A 17,075-nucleotide genomic window follows, 5' to 3' on the forward strand; every position below is an offset into this window, starting at 1 on the left:
CTCTTTTTAAATCTTAAAATAAGATAAATTTTCTAGAAAAATATTGTAATAATATTTCAGTGACGTTAACATTGTTGAGTAAATATTACTTTTATTACAAAAGGAGAGAGAAAATGAAAAAAAGAAAGAGGCGGAACGTTAAGAGATTCATTGCCGTATGTTTAGTGTTGGCGCTAATGATTTCATTATTGCCAGTAGATGTACTGGCAAAAACTTCAGAAGAAGAGTCCGGAAATCGTGTCGCAACTGCTGATCCGGAAGAAACCCTTCAGAATGATCAAAAAGAGGAAGCTGTACCATTTAATGAGAAGGATATAAACAAAGAGGGAGAAATCACCTCAGAAAGAACGGAAAACACAAAGCTTTATTATGAAGGGGACGGTGTTTATAAACAGGAAGTATACCTTGATCCTATTCATACAAAGGAAACAACGAATGCAGACTGGGAGGAGATTTCTCCTGAATTAAAAGAAACGACAAGCAAACAAGTTGAAACTGAAAATGCTGTTTTGAATTCAGATTTTCAAAAGCAAATGAAGAACGGACTTTATGCGACTTTTGAGCACAATGATCACAAGCTTACATATTCACTTGTAGAAGCAAAAGGTCCAAATAAAACTTCACTTACTCCGAAAGATACTCCAGCAGATTATAAGACTGATGGTAATGAGATTGTTTATCCGGATGTTTTTCCGAACATTGATCTTCAGACTTTCACATTCAACGAAAACATAAAAGAAGATTTAGTCCTTCATCAGTATGACGGATACAACACATTTTCATTTCAGGTGAAAACCGATTTGCAGGCAAAAGAACAAGAGGATGGATCAATAGATTTTTCTGATGAAAAAGGAAAAGTTGTTTTTTCTGTGCCTAAACCTTTTATGACTGATTCAAAACTGGATGAACTTTCCGGCGAGGTGGGACGATCAGAAAAAGTCAGCTATAAGCTGGAAAAGAATAAAGAAGGGTATTTGCTTCATCTCACGGCAGACGAGAACTGGCTGAAAGACCCTGAACGCGTGTATCCAGTGTCTATCGACCCGTCAACGTCTTTATCTGTTTCATCAGATACGTTTGTCATGAGTGCCTACCCGACGACCAACTATTCGGCATCTTCGCAGAAATGGGATGCTAATCTGAAGGCCTATGTGCTGAAAACGGGTTATTACGACAAAACAACAGGCACCAATTATGCGTTTATGAAATTTAACAATTTAAAACCGATTCAAAATATGACAGTCAGCAAAGCTACATTAAAAACATACGTAGCCCATTCCTATTATGGAACAAAGGCAACTGGTCTTTGGCTGGATACAGTCAACAGCAATTATGATCATGCAAAAGTAACATGGAACACCAAACCGGCATCTAAAAATATCGGAAAAGCCGACGTCCATAAAGGACAGTGGGCGAGTTACGATGTGACCGCCGCTGTAAAGTCATGGAACTCCGGCGGGGCCAATTATGGATTTAAGCTTCATGCAAACGGAAACGGTAAGGAATACTGGAAAAAACTAATTTCCTCAGCGAACTCAAACAATAAGCCTTATATTGAAGTGACATACACCATCCCGAAGGCGAGCACACCTGCTGTTAAGGCATACAATAACGGGAACGGCACTGGTTTTTTCAATATCAGTTGGAAAAAGGCCGAGGGTGCAAAAGGCTATAAGGTATGGATTTATAATGGTAAAGAATATCAAGCGATCTCAGTCGGCAACACGACATCCTGGAGCACAAAAGGGAAAAACATTTGGCCGACAAGTGCAGAAATTTCATCCGGTAAGTACAAGCTTCACCTTGATGGAAAAGGCGGAACTGAATTAGCGCTAGATCCATCTCCAGTGTATAAGAACTCCGGCGGAACCTATGCCACAAGCAAAAACTATTGGATCGGGGTCAGCGCGATTTTTGATCAGGGAGAAGGGGCGATGTCCGCACCGGCAAAGCCTGTTATCCCTAATGTAGGGAAAGCACAAGCACCGTCAACAAAGGCATTTAATAATGGGAATGCCACAGGATACTTCGATCTTTCTTGGAAAGCTGTATCCGGTGCAACTGGCTATAAAGTTCAGGTGTTCAATGGGAAAGGCTTTGAAACACTTGATCTCGGAAATCAGACGTCTTGGACCACCAAGGGGAAAAAGATCTGGCCGACAAGTGCAGAAATTAAAGCGGGAAAATATGCTCTTCACCTAAAGGATGGAAACGGAGCAGAGCTGCCGATCAATCCCGGACCAACCTATAAAAACGCCGGTGGGGATGCAGCCAAAAAAAATTACTCATTTAAAATAATCGCCTATAACAAAGATGGCGAAGCCATTGCATCACCGGCTGCCAACCCGACACTTCCTGATATCGCTAAACCAAAGAACTTATCCGGTTATGTGTATACAAACACAAAATCAAGCCAAACCGGTTATGTGAATTTGATATGGGAAAAGGTTCAAAATGCGAAAGGCTATAAAATTAATATCTATAACGGAAAAGAATATCAGTCCTATGATGTTGGGGACGTGGATCATTGGACAACCCAAAATAAAAACATTTGGCCGACTTCTGAGGAAATAAAAGCCGGAAGCTACAAGCTGCATACAGACGGAAAAGGCCGTGAATTGGCACTTGACCCGTCACCTGTCTATAACAATGCAAATGGAAATTACAAAGGGAAGAAGAATTATTCCTTCACTCTTTCCGCCTATGATGCGAATGGTGAAACGATTCCGACAGCACCCTTTAACCCAACGTTCCATGAAGGCGCAGAATTCCTTGGAACAGAAGAATACTGGTCTATCATTGATATCCCAAGCGGCCAGTTAAACGGTGCGACAGGAAATGTCATTGTGAATGAAGAAGATATGTCAATTGACGGGCGCGGACCGGGACTTGGCTTATCGAGAACCTACAACAGTCTTGACAGCTCCGATCACTTATTTGGACAAGGCTGGTATGCTGATGCAGAAACATCTGTCATCTCGACGGACGGCGGGGCAATGTATATTGATGAAGACGCTACTACTCATCGCTTTACTAAAAAAGCCGATGGCACGTATCAGCCGCCGACCGGTGTCTATCTTGAATTAACAGAAACAGCTGATCAGTTCATATTAAAAACAAAGGATCAAACAAACGCTTATTTCAATAAAAAAGGCGGCAAGCTTCAAAAGATAGTGGATGGCCACAACAATGCAACCGTCTACACTTACAATGACAAGAATCAACTGACAGCCATTACAGATGCATCGGGCCGCAAGCTCACATTCACATATGATGAAAATGGCCATGTGACTTCCATCACCGGACCTAAGAATAAGAAAGTCACCTACTCATATGAGAATGATTTGCTGAAGAAAGTCACGGATACAGATGGGACTGTCACAAGCTATGACTACGATGGTGAAGGACGCCTTGTCAAACAATATTCAGCCAACAGTACCGAAGCAAAGCCTGTCTTTACCGAATATCAGTATAGCGGACACCGTCTCGAAAAAGCGATCAACGCTAAAAAAGAAACATATGTCTATAGCTATGATGCTGATAAAAAGACGCTTCTCATGACACAGCCGAATGGCCGGAAAGTACAGTACGGCTATAATGAAGCGGGAAATCCGATTCAGGTCATTGATGATGCGGAAGGGTTAAAAATTACAACGAATACAAAGTATGAAGGCAACAATGTCGTAGAAGATGTAGATCCAAACGACGTCGGAACAGGAAAAGCAACGGAAAGCTATCAATATGACAAAGATGGCAACGTTACGTCTGTTAAAGACGCATATGGAACTGAGACATACGAATACAACAAAAACAACGATGTCACAAAGATGAAGGATACCGAGGGCAATGTCACGGATATTGCCTATGACGGACTAGATGCTGTATCCGAAACCGATCAGAGCGGAAAATCATCTTCAGCAGCCGTTTATGATAAATACGGAAATCAGATTCAATCCAGCAAAGAGTTATCAGCCTCAACCAATATCCTGAAAGATGGAAGCTTTGAAGCGCAAAAATCCGGCTGGAATCTGACCGCATCTAAAGACAGCGGCAAAATCTCAGTCATCGCCGATAAAAGCGGGGTTCTTTCCGGATCAAAGGCATTGGAAGTCTTGAGCCAATCAACGTCTGCCGGAACAGATCATGGGTATTCGTCAGCGACACAAACAGTCGAACTGGAGCCGAATACAACCTATACATTAAGCGGGAAAATCAAAACAGATCTAGCGAAATCAAGAGCCTACTTTAACATTGATTTGCGAGACAAAGATCAAAAACGAATTCAATGGATTCACAATGAATACAGTGCATTAGCCGGAAAAAATGACTGGACAAAACGGCAAATCACTTTTACGACTCCAGCAAATGCAGGAAAAGCCGTTGTATATATGGAAGTCGATCATAGAGATAAAGACGGCAAAGGAAAAGCATGGTTCGATGAAGTCCAGCTGGAAAAAGGCGAAGTATCATCAAGCTATAACCCAGTTCAAAACAGCAGTTTTACATCAGCAACGGAAAACTGGAGCGCAAGCGGGGCATCCGTTGATTCTGAAGAAGGCTTTAATGATGAAGTATCATTAAAAGCTGCCCGGACCAGTGCGTCCCAAGCTGGATCAGTAACAAAACAAACCATTGTCTTAGGGCAAAGTGCAAACGACAAACCGGTTTATCTCACACTGACAGGCATGTCGAAAGCAAGCAGTGTCAAGTTCACAGATGAAAAAGACTATTCTTTGCAGGCTAATGTTACTTATGCGGACGGAAGCACAGGCGTATACAATGCGAAATTCCCTTCTGGAACACAGGAATGGAACCGTGCAGCTGTTGTTATACCAAAAACAAAGCCGATTAATAAAGTCGATATCAGCATACTGTTCCAAAAGAGTGCGACAGGAACAGCGTGGTTTGATGATATCCGTCTGATTGAAGGAAGCCTTTTAACAAAAAGCACGTATGACAGCAATGGAAATTATGTGACCAAGGAAGAAGATGAACTAGGATACTCTACTTCAACTGATTACGATGAAACTGGTAAGAAAACGGCTGAAACGGATGCAAAAGGTGAAAAAACAACCTATACGTATGATCAGGCAGACCAATTGACAAACATGACGCTCTCTAACGGCACGTCTATCCTTCACAGCTATGATAAGGAAGGCAATGAGGTAAGCAAAACCATTCGGGCGGGAGCAGATCAAACCTATAAATACGAATATGATGTCATGGGCAAGCTTGTCAAAACAACTGACCCTCTGGGTAATGTGCTAGCAAGCGAATATGATGCCAACAGCAACCTGACCAAAACCATTTCACCGAACGGCAACGAAGTGTCTCTTTCTTATGATGGAACAGACCGGGTGAAGTCAAAATCGTATAACGGTACAGAAAAGTACAATTTCACGTATGACAAAAATGGAAATGAAACATCGGTCGTCAATAAAGAGCAGAACACCACAAAGAAACGGACATTTGACAACAAAAACCGTTTAACCGAATTGACTGACCGCGGCGGCAGCCAAACTTGGACATATCCTAGTGACTCCGATAAGCTGAAAACCTTCTCATGGAGCCATGGGGACCAAAAAGGAACGAATCAATTTACGTATAACAAACTGGATCAAATGGTTGAGATGAAAGATAGTACATCTTCCTATTCATTTGATTATGATGAAAATGGCAACGTCCAAACCTTTATTACGGGCAACGGCGGCGGAACAAGTTTTTCATATGACGAAAGAAACCTTGTAAGCTCGCTGCATATCGGCGACAAAAATGGCGGAAGCATTCTGACGGAAAGCTATGAATACGATGCAAACGGCAACCGCACAACGATAAACAGCTCAGCAAGCGGCAAGGTGAAATATGAGTATGGAAAGCTGAATCAACTTGTCAAAGAAACCCATGAAGACGGTACTGTCATTGAATACACATATGACGGATTCGGGAACCGGAAAACCGTTACAACTGTAAAAAACGGTTCAAGTAAAACGGTGAACGCTTCCTTCAACATCATGAACCAGCTGACAAAAGTCAATGATGAAAGCATGTCTTACGATAAAAACGGCAACCGCACATCCGACGGCAAATTCACATATACGTGGGATGCGGAGGATAACCTGACTGCCGTTACAAAAAAAGGCGAAGACAAGCCTTTCGCAACATACAAATATGACGAAAAAGGAAACAGAATCCAAAAAAACGTCAACGGAAACGTCACGAACTACTTCTACGACGGAGACAGCCTGAACGTCTTGTATGAAACAGACGCGGACAACAAAGTCACAAAATCATACACATACGGTGACAGCGGCCAGCTGTTATCCTACACAGAGAATGGCAAGAAATATTTCTATCACTACAACGCACACGGCGACGTCATCGCGATCTCAGACAGCATTGGAAAAACCGTTGCCAAATATCAATACGACGCATGGGGAAATCCAACAAAAACCGAAGCTAGCGATGAAGTAAAAGACAACCGCTACCGCTACGCAGGCTACCAATACGACGAAGAAACCGGCCTGTACTATCTCATGGCCCGCTACTACGAGCCAAGAAACGGCGTGTTCCTCTCACTTGACCCAGACCCGGGCAGTGACGGTGATTCATTGGATCAGAATGGGTATACTTATGCCAATAACAATCCGGTGATGAAGGTTGACCCGGATGGGCACTGGGTATGGCTTGTGGTAAATGCCGGATTTGCAGCCTATGATGGGTATAAGGCATATAAATCAGGTAAAGGGTGGAAAGGTGCTGCTTGGGCAGCTGCTTCTAACTTTGGTCCTGGGAAGATATTTAAGGGTGCTAGTCGGGTTTATAAAGCGGTTAAAAGTTACAAATTCGTTCGAAAATCAAAAGGTGTAAAATATAGAGGGAAAATAAGGAAGAGTAATAGATATGTTACATTTAAAAAACCAGTAGCGAAGGGGGGAAAACGGAACAGCACTGTATATTGGATAAAGAAGAAGAAAATGCATCAAAAAAGAAGATATGATCATCGAGGATGGGCAAAATACGATATTGATTATACTAATCATGGAAATGCAAAAGAACATCCAATAGTTCCTCATAAGCATAGATGGGATTGGAGTAAAGTGAAGCCAAGACAACGATGGGAGAGACCATAAGGTATAGATTAGGAGGCAAAGAATGAGAATTGTATTAGAAGATAATGATCAATACTTTAATTTAAAACTCTTATTAGACAAGATAGATTTGAAAATAGAAGAATATAATTGGCTTATCAGTGATCTTTCTGATATAACATTGTTTGAAAATAAAAATTATATTGAGCATGAATTATTCTCAAGACACTTAGAATTCGTGTATATAAAAGGTGAAAATTTAAAGGAGATACTCAGTACTTATGACATCGTTCCCACTTTTGGAGTATTTACAGCTGTCTCTAAATCATTGAATAAACTGTCTCTATCCTCGGTACCAGTTATTAATGAGAATAGGGCTTATTGGGATAAAGACTACAACTCGCCAGTAGAAGGAGCTGTATTCGAAGTCGGTTTTTTTGACTCCTCTGATATTGTCTTCACGGGCTGCCCTGAGTTAATAGTTAATCTCAAAAGGCTATTACCAAATGTAAAAACAATTGAGGAATATTTAGGATAATACTTAGTGTAGTGTGGTTATGGGAAACAAATTAATTTGTTATAAGAGCAAAAAAAGCTTGTATCAATAAGCGATACAAGCTTTTTTTAGAACAAATCTGAATGATAAATGACAAAGAAAACAAGAGAAAGAATAATCAAATGAAAAGAACTTGAGAAATTGGCGTAGATGGTGACAGCGGCCAGCTGTATCCTACACAGAAAATGGCAAGAAATATTTCTATTACTACAACGCACAAGGTGACGTCATTGCAATCTCAGACAGCTGGAAAAACCGTTGCCAAGTATCAATATGACGCAAGGGGAAATCCAACAAAAACCGAAGCAAGTGATGAAGTAAAAGACAATCGCTACCGCTACGCAGGCTACCAATACGACGAAGAAACCGGCTTGTACTATCTCATGGCCCGCTACTACGAGCCAAGAAACGGCGTGTTCCTATCGCTCGACCCAGACCCAGGAAGCGATGGAGATTCACTAGATCAAAACGGATATACCTATGGAAACAACAACCCGGTCATGAATGTCGATCCAGACGGCCATTGGGTATGGTTTGTTGTCAATGCAGGATTTGCGGTATATGATGGATACAAAGCTTATAAATCAGGCAAGGGTTGGAAAGGCGTAGCGGTTGCAGCCGCATCAGGATTTGTAGGTGGTGGAAAGTTAAAATTAACAAAAAAAATCGGAAAATGGGCCACCTCAAGACATTGGTATAAAGGAACATTTAAAACTAAAAGAAAGTCATTGGACTATCATCATAATAAACATATTGTGAGAAATGGTAAATCTTACAGTAAAAAGAGATATACAAAAGTTGCTAGAGCATTTTATAGATCTAATAAGCATTTACGCGAAAAAGTAATACTAGCTACTGGAAAAAAAGGTTGCAGGATTAAGAATGGAAAAAGAACTGGTTATTACACAAGAAGTGGAAAGGTAGTTACATTTGTGAATAATAAATGGAAGAAAAAGAAAAGCGTTAATTTTAATTTCTACAATATAGAAGGGCCTGAATATGGATGAAATTTTTTAAAAGATATAATATTGATCAAAAAACATTAGATGAGTTCAAAAAATATTATGTATTATTACATGGTCCGTTTCCAAATGATATGTATGATTTTGAAGAAGAAACAAATACTTCTTTAGATGAATTTTATGAATTTTTTGCCTTAATAACTGGAAGTTTAAATTATATAATTGAAGATAAAAAAATTCCTAGATATCAAAGAGAAATGTTAAAAAAAACGTTCTATGAACATTATCCTCATTTTAGGAATTATAAAAGTGATATTTTAAAATATCAAGAATTAAGTGAATGCTTAGAATTTCATGAAAAAATTAGGATTTTGATTAATAAGCTTATAACAGGAGTATGAATCTTTAAACTAAAATAATAAACAAAAACAGCTGTCAAGTATATTTGACAGCTGTTTTAATTAATTCGGGAAAGACACAATTTATTTTTACAGCGACAGTCTGAATGTGTATACTTTCACAAAAGCATACACATACGGTGATAGTGGACAACTGCTAGCATTCACGCAAAATGGCAAGAAATATTTCTATCACTACAACGCACAAGGTGACGTCATTGCAATCTCAGACAGCACGGGAAAAACCGTTGCCAAGTATCAATATGACGCATGGGGAAATCCAACAAAAACCGAAGCAAGTGATGAAGTAAAAGACAACCGCTACCGCTACGCAGGCTACCAATACGACGAAGAAACCGGCCTGTACTATCTCATGGCCCGCTACTACGAGCCAAGAAACGGCGTGTTCCTATCGCTCGACCCAGACCCGGGCAGCGACGGAGACTCATTGGATCAGAATGGGTATGCTTATGGAAATAATAACCCGGTGATGAATGTTGATCCGGATGGGCATTGGGTATGGCTTGTGGTAAATGCCGGATTTGCAGCTTATGATGGATATAAGGCATATAAATCAGGTAAGGGGTGGAAAGGTGCTGCTTGGGCAGCTGCTTCTAACTTTGGTCCTGGGAAGATATTTAAGGGTGCTAAGAGGGCTTATAGTTTTGCTAATAAGGCAAAAAGAGGTTGGTTTAATAAAGAGTCTTGGCATCATATAAAAGATAGACACGGTCCAAAGCGCTCCGATAAAAAATATGGAAAAAGGGGAAATTCAAGAGTAACAGAGCTTTGAAACGAACAACAAGAAGTACATTAAGATCAGGGAAAGCACGTAAAGGACAATATGGTCGTACAGTTTACGAAAAGACTTTTAAAAGATATGTTGGAGTGAATGGTAATAAAAGAAAAACTAAACGTGTTCGAGTTATAAGAGATAGGAATGGGAGAATAGTAACAAGTTTTCCATATTAATTTGTAATAGAGCTGCTTTTAAAGGCAGTTCTTAACGTACTAGAGACTAGGGGGATATAATGAAAAAATTAATAATGAACAAGATAAAAAAGGAAGTAAATGAAGGTTGTTTTTTTCATGTGGATAATCATGAACGCATGTACATCGGAAAAAAGGATAAAACAGGAATTATAATTTCGATCTTTGATTTGTCCGGCGATATCCGGAGATTTGAAATTAATGAACAAATTCTGTGCGAGGATATTATATTGTTTCAACAGAGTTCGGATGACCGTTATGTATTTGTTTACTCTAAGCTGCATGAGTATAAAGTTAAGGTGTTTTCAGCAGATGGAAAAGAACAAAGTGTATTTTCTCTGCCTTCAGGGGTTTCCTGCTGTCTTTTGGATGAAAAACAAAACCTATGGGCCGGTTTAAGTGATGAAGGTATTTATGATGACGAAAACCCCAGTGAACAAAGTTTGCTGTGCTTCACTTTAGACGGACAATTAAAGGAAACTCACATTGATCAACAGCTTTCAGAAATATATGCGCCCGTGGTAGATGACTGCTATGCACTTGCAGAAAAAGATGGACTGATATACATGCTGTACTACTCTTATACAGTCATTGCCGCATTTGATGAGACGGACGTGAGACGAGTGTGGATTGTTTCTGATAAAGAATATTCTGGAGTATATGACCAGCTTGCAATTTCAGATGACGGGTTTTGGATATGCAAAGATGAACATTCACTGTCCCTCATTCCGGCTGATGTCAGTCTGCCGATACAAGAGGTGAAGTGCTGTGGTCCAGACGGGCGGGAGCTCTCGGTACAACAGCTGAAACTGACAAGTAATGCTATTTATGCAATATCAGACTCGGGGATCTATAAGAGGGATATCAGAGAGGGAAAAGCAAATGAATGAAATATCTTTTTGGCAGCTTATTGACCAAGCTTGCAGCAAGGAAGAACCTAATGAATGGCTACGTGATGAATTATTGAAAAAAGAAATCAATGAGATCGTTGATTTTGAATTTATGCTTCAGACATTTATGCACAAAAGCTATCTGTCCTCACTATGGGCGGCAGCATACATCCTCATGGACGGTTGTTCAGACGATACGTTTGATTATTTTCGCGGATGGCTGATTGCCCAGGGCAAAGAGACATTCGAAAAAGTGCTGGATGATCACGAGTATTTGGCAGCATACATCACGGAGGAAACGCTTGACGAGGAAGGCTATCCGCAAAATGAAGACTTGCTGTCGGTGGCGACAGAGGCGTTGACATACAAGAAGACTGGTGACGATGATTGGGATGATGAAGTATACGATGAGCTTTTAGATACGCTTGAACAAAAGGGGCTTGCCGAACCAGAAGATATTGAATTGGATTGGGAAGAAGAAGATTTGCCTGAAAGGTTTCCAAAACTGTGGGAGCGTTTTGGGGAAAACCCGCTAGGTGAGTTTTAAGTAGTAGAATATGAAGCTTGTATCAATAAGCGATACAAGCTTTTTTAGAACAAATCTGAATGATAAATGACAAAGAAAACAAGAGAAAGATTAATCAAATGAAAAAACTTGAGAAATTGACGGTGGAGGGATTGCGGCTCGTGCAAAAAAGATTAATCGAAAAACTCGATGAGAATAAAAGACGTTTGTTGAAAAGCGAAATCAAAGATAAACTAGTCCCTTGCGCAGAAAGAGGCTTCAGTTATCGCTTTGCTGATCTGCCGAGAAGTAAGCAGTTGCTTGAGATGGTTTTATCAAATTCAAAACCAGCCAACACCCGTGAGGTTGATGCTCTCGGAAAAACGGAAGCGAAACAGCTGATCTTGAAAACATCTCAGTCCTATGTTGCCTATGATGACAGGGACGTTCTGCTGTTTCATCAATACAGCAACGAAATTGGTGCATTAGTTTGTACCTTCGGAACATGTTTCGAGCACCTTGATGGCTTATTGGAATGTATTGAGTTCGACAAAGGGCTTCTCAATCATAGTTTTATTTTGGTTGAGCCCGAGTGTCAGTTTGGTTTATGTATATTGCACACGGAATACGGTTGCGAGCTTGTTTATTGGTAGATGCTTTCCTAGGAGGAATCCTTTTGGAATGTATCTAATCAGTACGGTGCTTTGCATACTATTAATAAATCATTTAATACTTGAATACGTGGTGATCAAATTGAGCGAGCCAAAGCTAATAGAATGCATAAATAAAATCAAAAGTGTCTTAAATGGACAAACAACAAGAGAAGAAGTGTCAGGTTGGGCGGGCACTTATGTTTATGCTGATGATTCCGAGGTAGAGGACGATAGAGTCTGGGATATGTTAATCCTCCTAAGCGGGATTGATTTGAAAGATTCTCCTGAAGCTTATTTGCATTCAACAGATGATTTAAATGATTGGATCAAACCATATACGGAGTAATTAGTTTTTCTGCTTGTTGCAATGCGTTAATGGTTAAAACGAGGTAGGAGACGACAATGTACAAAACAATTAATGATTGGGTTGATTATATAGATGAGGGGTGCAGTGTCCTTCATTTAGGTTTTAATGTGTTTAAAAAAGAGCTCACCCTTAATATCAAGGTTTTTGAAGGTGAAGGTGAATATACGCATAAGATATTATTTCAAAATGTGGCATCCACTCATTATAGTGCAGATGTTGGTGACATGAGATTGGAAAAAATAGATCCGGAAGAATATAATTGGAAAATATTTGAGCTCAGTTATCACCCAGAAGGAATCGGAAACATGTCGAATTCTAACATTGAACACTACCATTCAAACGCTAATTTTCTTATAAATATGAACAGCATGTTAATTGCGATAGAAGCTGAAACAGTTCGCTTTGATGATCAATCGTTTTATGCATACCAATTGAACACTAAATAAAAAAAGAGAGGTTGTCAGCCTCTCTTTTCTTACTTAGAACATAACAGCAGCCAGACGAAATGTAAAAGACAACGTCATCGCGATTTAAGACTGAATTGGAAAGTAGCTTTATATCAAAACGTTAATGAAACTAGGCTGTCCGTTACTAATAGTTAATAAATGGCTTATTCTTATCACTTCATTTCTAACCTGGGAGCATAACAAATGAAAAAATTAAAAATGAATAAAATCATCAACATTGACACCCAAGATTGTTTTTTTCATGCCGATGCACAAGGACGTGTCTACATTGGAAAAGGGGTGAAAGATGATCTCACTATTTCAATCTATGATCCTTCCGGTGTTGTTCAGGATTTTAAAGTGAAAGAGCAGATTACATGCAGCGATATTCAGCTCTTTCAACAATGTGCAAATGGCTATGTTTTCGTTTATTACGATTCGCATGAGCCGAAGGTAAAGGTATTTTCAGAAGAGGGAAGAGTGAGAAGTGCTTTTTGTTTGCCTTCAGGGGTCTCCTGCTGTCTTCTTGATGAGAAGCAACACCTTTGGGTCGGTTTATGTGATGAAGGCATTTATCATGATGAAAATCCCAAGGGTGATAGTGTGTGGTGTTTTACGTTAGATGGTAAGCAGAAGGAAATGTATATTGATAGAAAGCTCGAAGAAATGGATGCGCCGGTTGTAGATGATTGTTATGGGCTTGCAGAAAAAAACGGATTGATTTATATGCTGTATTACGGAGATGCAGTCGCCGCATTTGATGAAACGGTTGTGAGAAGGGTGTGGATTCTGTCGGATGAAGCACCTAAATCAGAAGTGTTTGATCAGCTCACAGTAACTAAAGAAGGTTTTTGGATCGGGACGGTCAACTGTTACAGAGCAGACCTTAAGCCGTCTCTTTATTTGATTTCTGCTGATGTGAGTCTGCCGATGCAAGAGGTGAAGTGCTGTGACTCGAACGGTGAAGCCCTAGACGTTCAACAGCTGAAACTGACAAGTAACGCTGTTTACGCAGTGACTTCTTCTGGTGTTTATAAGCAGGATATCCAATAAGGTGTTGATGAGATCATGATGAATTGGCGCACTTTAAGTCAGACAAAACAAGACAGCAGCTGGTCAGAAGTGAACCAGCTCATAAGATGGAAGCCTGGAAGCAGATGTCATCACATCATCCCGCCTGATCCATATCGAGTGTTTGATATCTCAAGCGGGATGAGCAGTAAAGCTGGTCATAATGATGTGAGCGGAGTGCTGAGTGATTTAGAGAATTCTATTTTAAAAGCATTTCAATCATGTACTGAAAAGAACGATGTGATGTACGCATTAGACTGGCAGCATGACGGCTATATCTTTAGCCCTCACCAGACAATGCCTAAGGATGAATTTGGCGAATGGCCTGTTCCGGTATTTCCAAACGGAGACTACTATTTCTTTTTTCATCAGGGCTTTTCTTGGGGGCTTTTGGGTGATCCGTGGAAATGTACCATCACTGTGTTTGGTGAAGAATTATTGAAGGCGATAGATAAATATCCGCCTATTCTGTTTCAAATAGATGAGTGTTCTGAAAAACGGAGGTGAAACATGGGCTTTTGGGAAGAGAAATATAAGAATAAAAAGATATTCGTAAGTGATGATGGTTTGGATATTTGTCACGACGCCATCGAAGATTTTCACGCTGTGTTCCTTGAACAATTGGATCGCAAGCCTACTCTAAATGAATTTGTTTATACTCTCTTTCAGGTATTAAACTCAGACGGCGATTCATTTTTTAAAGAATTAGAAGGAAAACAAGTCACCGTTATCAACCTAAAGATGAAAAACAGAACTACTTTAAGTGAAGTTAGGCCTGGTGCTGTCATTGAAATCCCTTTACAGCAAATCAATCAGTTTACATATGCATTAGTGGTGAAAGGAAATTTAACTAAAGATAAAAATGATGATCTTCTCATTCAGTATTTTGATACTTTTACAGAGGAACGCTTGAGTAAAAAAGACATTTTTCTCATGATGGCAGAAAAGCAAAGAGCCCTTTTTATTGCGAATACAGGATATACAGGCTTTCTTCAGGGGAACTGGAAGGTTGTTTCCAAGGTGCCGATAGATCTGATGAAGAAATTTGATCAATCTGCTATAACATTTGTTATGTATGAAGATGGAAAATACCTCATTAGCCATAACGATTCACTAGCGGCAGAGAGTGATTTAATAGAAGTTGACGAAAGACACGGGAAGACCTTTAGCAATCCGATTGGGCTATTTGGTCATTTGAGTATTGAGGATGTACTTAATCAATATTTCAAGGGAACCTCGATGGAGGAATTGATCAAGTATGAGTTGTAAAAAGGGACTTTTATTGGGGGCGAGGTACATATGAGCAGGTATTGTCTGGAATATGCGAATTCTGATCTTTTTCTTTTAAATGATTTTTTCAAACAATTCCCTCTGCCTATCACTGAGTATAATTGGGTAATTGGCGATATTTTGAATATGATGGATTTATCCGAGGATAAGAATCATTGGAACGATATCATCGGCGAGCGTGAAGACTATCTTTTTACCACAGGTGAGGAATTTCATCGTATATTAAATGAATTTGAGATTTATGTGATATTTTCTATTTTAACTGCTGTGCCTAAAGAGACGATACCGTACGATTTAACACAAGTTCCGTTTGTTGATGGGAATGCTGACTTTTATGAAGATGACTATATCTCCCCTGTGAAAGAATGTGTTTTTGAGGTCGGTTTTTTTGATTCGTCAGATCTTATTTTTACCGTTAATGAAGAAGGAATAGAAAGGATGTTAAAGGCTGCATTCCCTGATTTGAAGCCTTACTGTGAGTATCGAGCATAGGGAAGCATCAAACGGAGGAATCAAAATTGGCAAATGAATTGAATATTTCTGGAGTTTCTCCAATTTTGTTACAGCATATCAAGAAATGGCGTCTTTATCGAGAAACAGATAGGGACGCCATTTATACGATGAGTTAGCAGTTGTTTATCATTTCCGTTCAATTATTTTTACATTCAAAGACGTTTCAGCCGTTACGATACGAGATTTGGAAACCCTAAAGGACATGTCTGATGTGCTTCTCCGTATTAAACCGCAGACGCAAGGCATCTACCTTGTGGAAGAATGGGAGGAGCAGACGTTCCGCTTTTATTGCCGGCAATATGAGGTGGTGGAAGGGAGAGGATCGCGTGTTTGAAAAACTGAGAAAGAGACAGCAGGAGCTTGAAGAAAAGCCGTATCCTGATGAATTGTACGGCTTTGAATCGGAAATATATGAGTTTTTTATGCTTGTTGCTGGCAGTTTGGGTTATGTGCTGGCGAATAAAAGGATGCCCCGGCATCAGCAATATTCGTTGGAGAAAAGCTTTTTTGAGCTGTATCCTGACATCCCGCTGGATATGATCAAACACGATACTGATTTGTATCATCACATTCTTTTGTACGAGCAAGTCAGACAAGAGATTTGCGCTGCGCTATCCAACTAATAAGGAGGATTTTAGGAAAAAACCTCTATAAGCAGTATCGGCAATTTGGACATGGTCGAGCTTAAGCCCGACCAAACCGTTACATCATGCGAACTTAAAGATGCTGAGTCTTTTTATCGTTTTTGGCAGGGGCTTGCCTATGAGCAAATCATGATACAGGTGATAACGGGTGGTTCATTTATAGAAGACCTGTCAGAGTTTTTCAAAGGCTATGCTTACAAAGTGACGAAGCTGGCGAAAAGGCAATTTCATTTCCAATGCATAGTACATGAAACAGATCGGGACATTGCAGGTTTTCTATTTCTGTTAGCTTCCATCAATGATGATGTTTTTCTGATCACTGACCCTCAACCGGATAAAAACTATTTTTCCGAAGGCAAACTCCAGTGCCTAACGGACTCAGGCGAACGGATCATGTGGTTTGAATACGATGCTGCGGAGATCTATATGGTTGGCGATGAAACATAAAAGGAGGAGGAATCCATATGAATATCACACAATACGAGAAAATGAAACAGCATCTTTCTCACACGGATACTGGTCCATTTACATTAAACGAGTTTTCTTTCTATATGAAAGAAGATGATCGTTATATTCAAATTCCTGTGTTTGAATTAAAACTATCTGCTCAAACCTGTGACATTCATTTACGGTTTGAAGACATCAGTGCATCGAAGCTGGATGATCTTGAATCCATCGATTCGGTTGAATTGGAGATTTTAC

14 protein-coding genes and 4 pseudogenes are annotated in these 17,075 nt (G+C 39.8%); all 18 read left to right on the forward strand.

Going from position 1 to position 17,075, the window contains the following annotated elements:
- Positions 1–113: 113 nt before the first annotated feature.
- Positions 114–7,130 carry a tRNA nuclease WapA gene (gene wapA / locus KXD37_RS06780; RefSeq protein ID WP_263463434.1) on the forward strand — a complete coding sequence of 2,339 codons (7,017 nt, stop codon included), beginning with the start codon at positions 114–116 and terminating at the stop codon, positions 7,128–7,130.
- A gap of 22 nt (positions 7,131–7,152) precedes the next feature.
- Positions 7,153–7,626: a hypothetical protein gene (locus tag KXD37_RS06785; protein WP_129550932.1), complete on the forward strand. Its 474-nt coding sequence runs from the start codon at positions 7,153–7,155 to the stop codon at positions 7,624–7,626.
- 170 nt (positions 7,627–7,796) lie between these two features.
- Positions 7,797–8,651: pseudogene (locus KXD37_RS06790) on the forward strand (RHS repeat-associated core domain-containing protein); the annotation flags it as partial.
- Entirely contained in the window at positions 8,648–9,007 is a 360-nt protein-coding gene (locus KXD37_RS06795) for a YxiJ family protein (RefSeq protein ID WP_121643646.1), read from the forward strand. The pseudogene KXD37_RS06790 and the gene KXD37_RS06795, both read left to right, overlap by 4 nt.
- 67 nt (positions 9,008–9,074) lie before the next feature.
- Positions 9,075–9,976: pseudogene (locus KXD37_RS06800) on the forward strand (RHS repeat-associated core domain-containing protein); the annotation flags it as partial.
- 59 nt (positions 9,977–10,035) lie between these two features.
- Positions 10,036–10,884, forward strand: a complete 849-nt coding sequence (locus KXD37_RS06805; RefSeq protein ID WP_263463435.1) for a DNA-binding protein — start codon at positions 10,036–10,038, stop codon at positions 10,882–10,884.
- A complete protein-coding gene (locus KXD37_RS06810; RefSeq protein ID WP_168749160.1) occupies positions 10,877–11,431 on the forward strand; it encodes a DUF4240 domain-containing protein in 555 nt (184 codons plus the stop codon). Before KXD37_RS06805 ends, KXD37_RS06810 begins: the two co-directional genes overlap by 8 nt.
- Before the next feature lie 140 nt (positions 11,432–11,571).
- A complete protein-coding gene (locus tag KXD37_RS06815; RefSeq protein ID WP_263463502.1) occupies positions 11,572–12,042 on the forward strand; it encodes a hypothetical protein in 471 nt (156 codons plus the stop codon).
- A 28-nt stretch (positions 12,043–12,070) separates the two neighbouring features.
- On the forward strand, positions 12,071–12,388 hold the full coding sequence (locus KXD37_RS06820) for a hypothetical protein (protein WP_263463436.1): 318 nt from the start codon (positions 12,071–12,073) through the stop codon (positions 12,386–12,388).
- Positions 12,389–12,444: 56 nt separating this feature from the next.
- Positions 12,445–12,855, forward strand: a complete 411-nt coding sequence (locus tag KXD37_RS06825) for a hypothetical protein (protein ID WP_263463437.1) — start codon at positions 12,445–12,447, stop codon at positions 12,853–12,855.
- A gap of 204 nt (positions 12,856–13,059) precedes the next feature.
- A pseudogene (locus KXD37_RS06830) lies at positions 13,060–13,386 on the forward strand (DNA-binding protein); the annotation flags it as partial.
- Positions 13,387–13,458: 72 nt separating this feature from the next.
- Positions 13,459–13,908, forward strand: a complete 450-nt coding sequence (locus KXD37_RS06835) for a hypothetical protein (protein WP_263463503.1) — start codon at positions 13,459–13,461, stop codon at positions 13,906–13,908.
- 15 nt (positions 13,909–13,923) lie between these two features.
- Entirely contained in the window at positions 13,924–14,433 is a 510-nt protein-coding gene (locus KXD37_RS06840) for a DUF2716 domain-containing protein (RefSeq protein ID WP_263463438.1), read from the forward strand.
- A gap of 3 nt (positions 14,434–14,436) precedes the next feature.
- Positions 14,437–15,195, forward strand: coding sequence for an Imm26 family immunity protein (locus KXD37_RS06845; protein ID WP_263463439.1), 759 nt, complete (start codon positions 14,437–14,439; stop codon positions 15,193–15,195).
- A 30-nt stretch (positions 15,196–15,225) separates the two neighbouring features.
- Positions 15,226–15,708, forward strand: coding sequence for a hypothetical protein (locus KXD37_RS06850; RefSeq protein WP_263463440.1), 483 nt, complete (start codon positions 15,226–15,228; stop codon positions 15,706–15,708).
- A 347-nt stretch (positions 15,709–16,055) separates the two neighbouring features.
- Complete coding sequence (locus KXD37_RS06855; RefSeq protein ID WP_263463441.1) at positions 16,056–16,352, forward strand: YxiJ-like family protein; 297 nt, start codon at positions 16,056–16,058, stop codon at positions 16,350–16,352.
- A 51-nt stretch (positions 16,353–16,403) separates the two neighbouring features.
- The gene (locus KXD37_RS06860) at positions 16,404–16,820 is read left to right on the forward strand and encodes a hypothetical protein (RefSeq protein ID WP_127696928.1); all 417 of its coding nucleotides are present in this window, start codon (positions 16,404–16,406) and stop codon (positions 16,818–16,820) included.
- A 17-nt stretch (positions 16,821–16,837) separates the two neighbouring features.
- A pseudogene (locus KXD37_RS06865) lies at positions 16,838–16,966 on the forward strand (hypothetical protein); the annotation flags it as partial.
- Positions 16,967–17,075 lie beyond the last annotated feature (109 nt).

The sequence above is a fragment of the Bacillus sp. XT-2 genome, from assembly GCF_025696525.1.
Taxonomy (GTDB): domain Bacteria; phylum Bacillota; class Bacilli; order Bacillales; family Bacillaceae; genus Bacillus; species Bacillus halotolerans.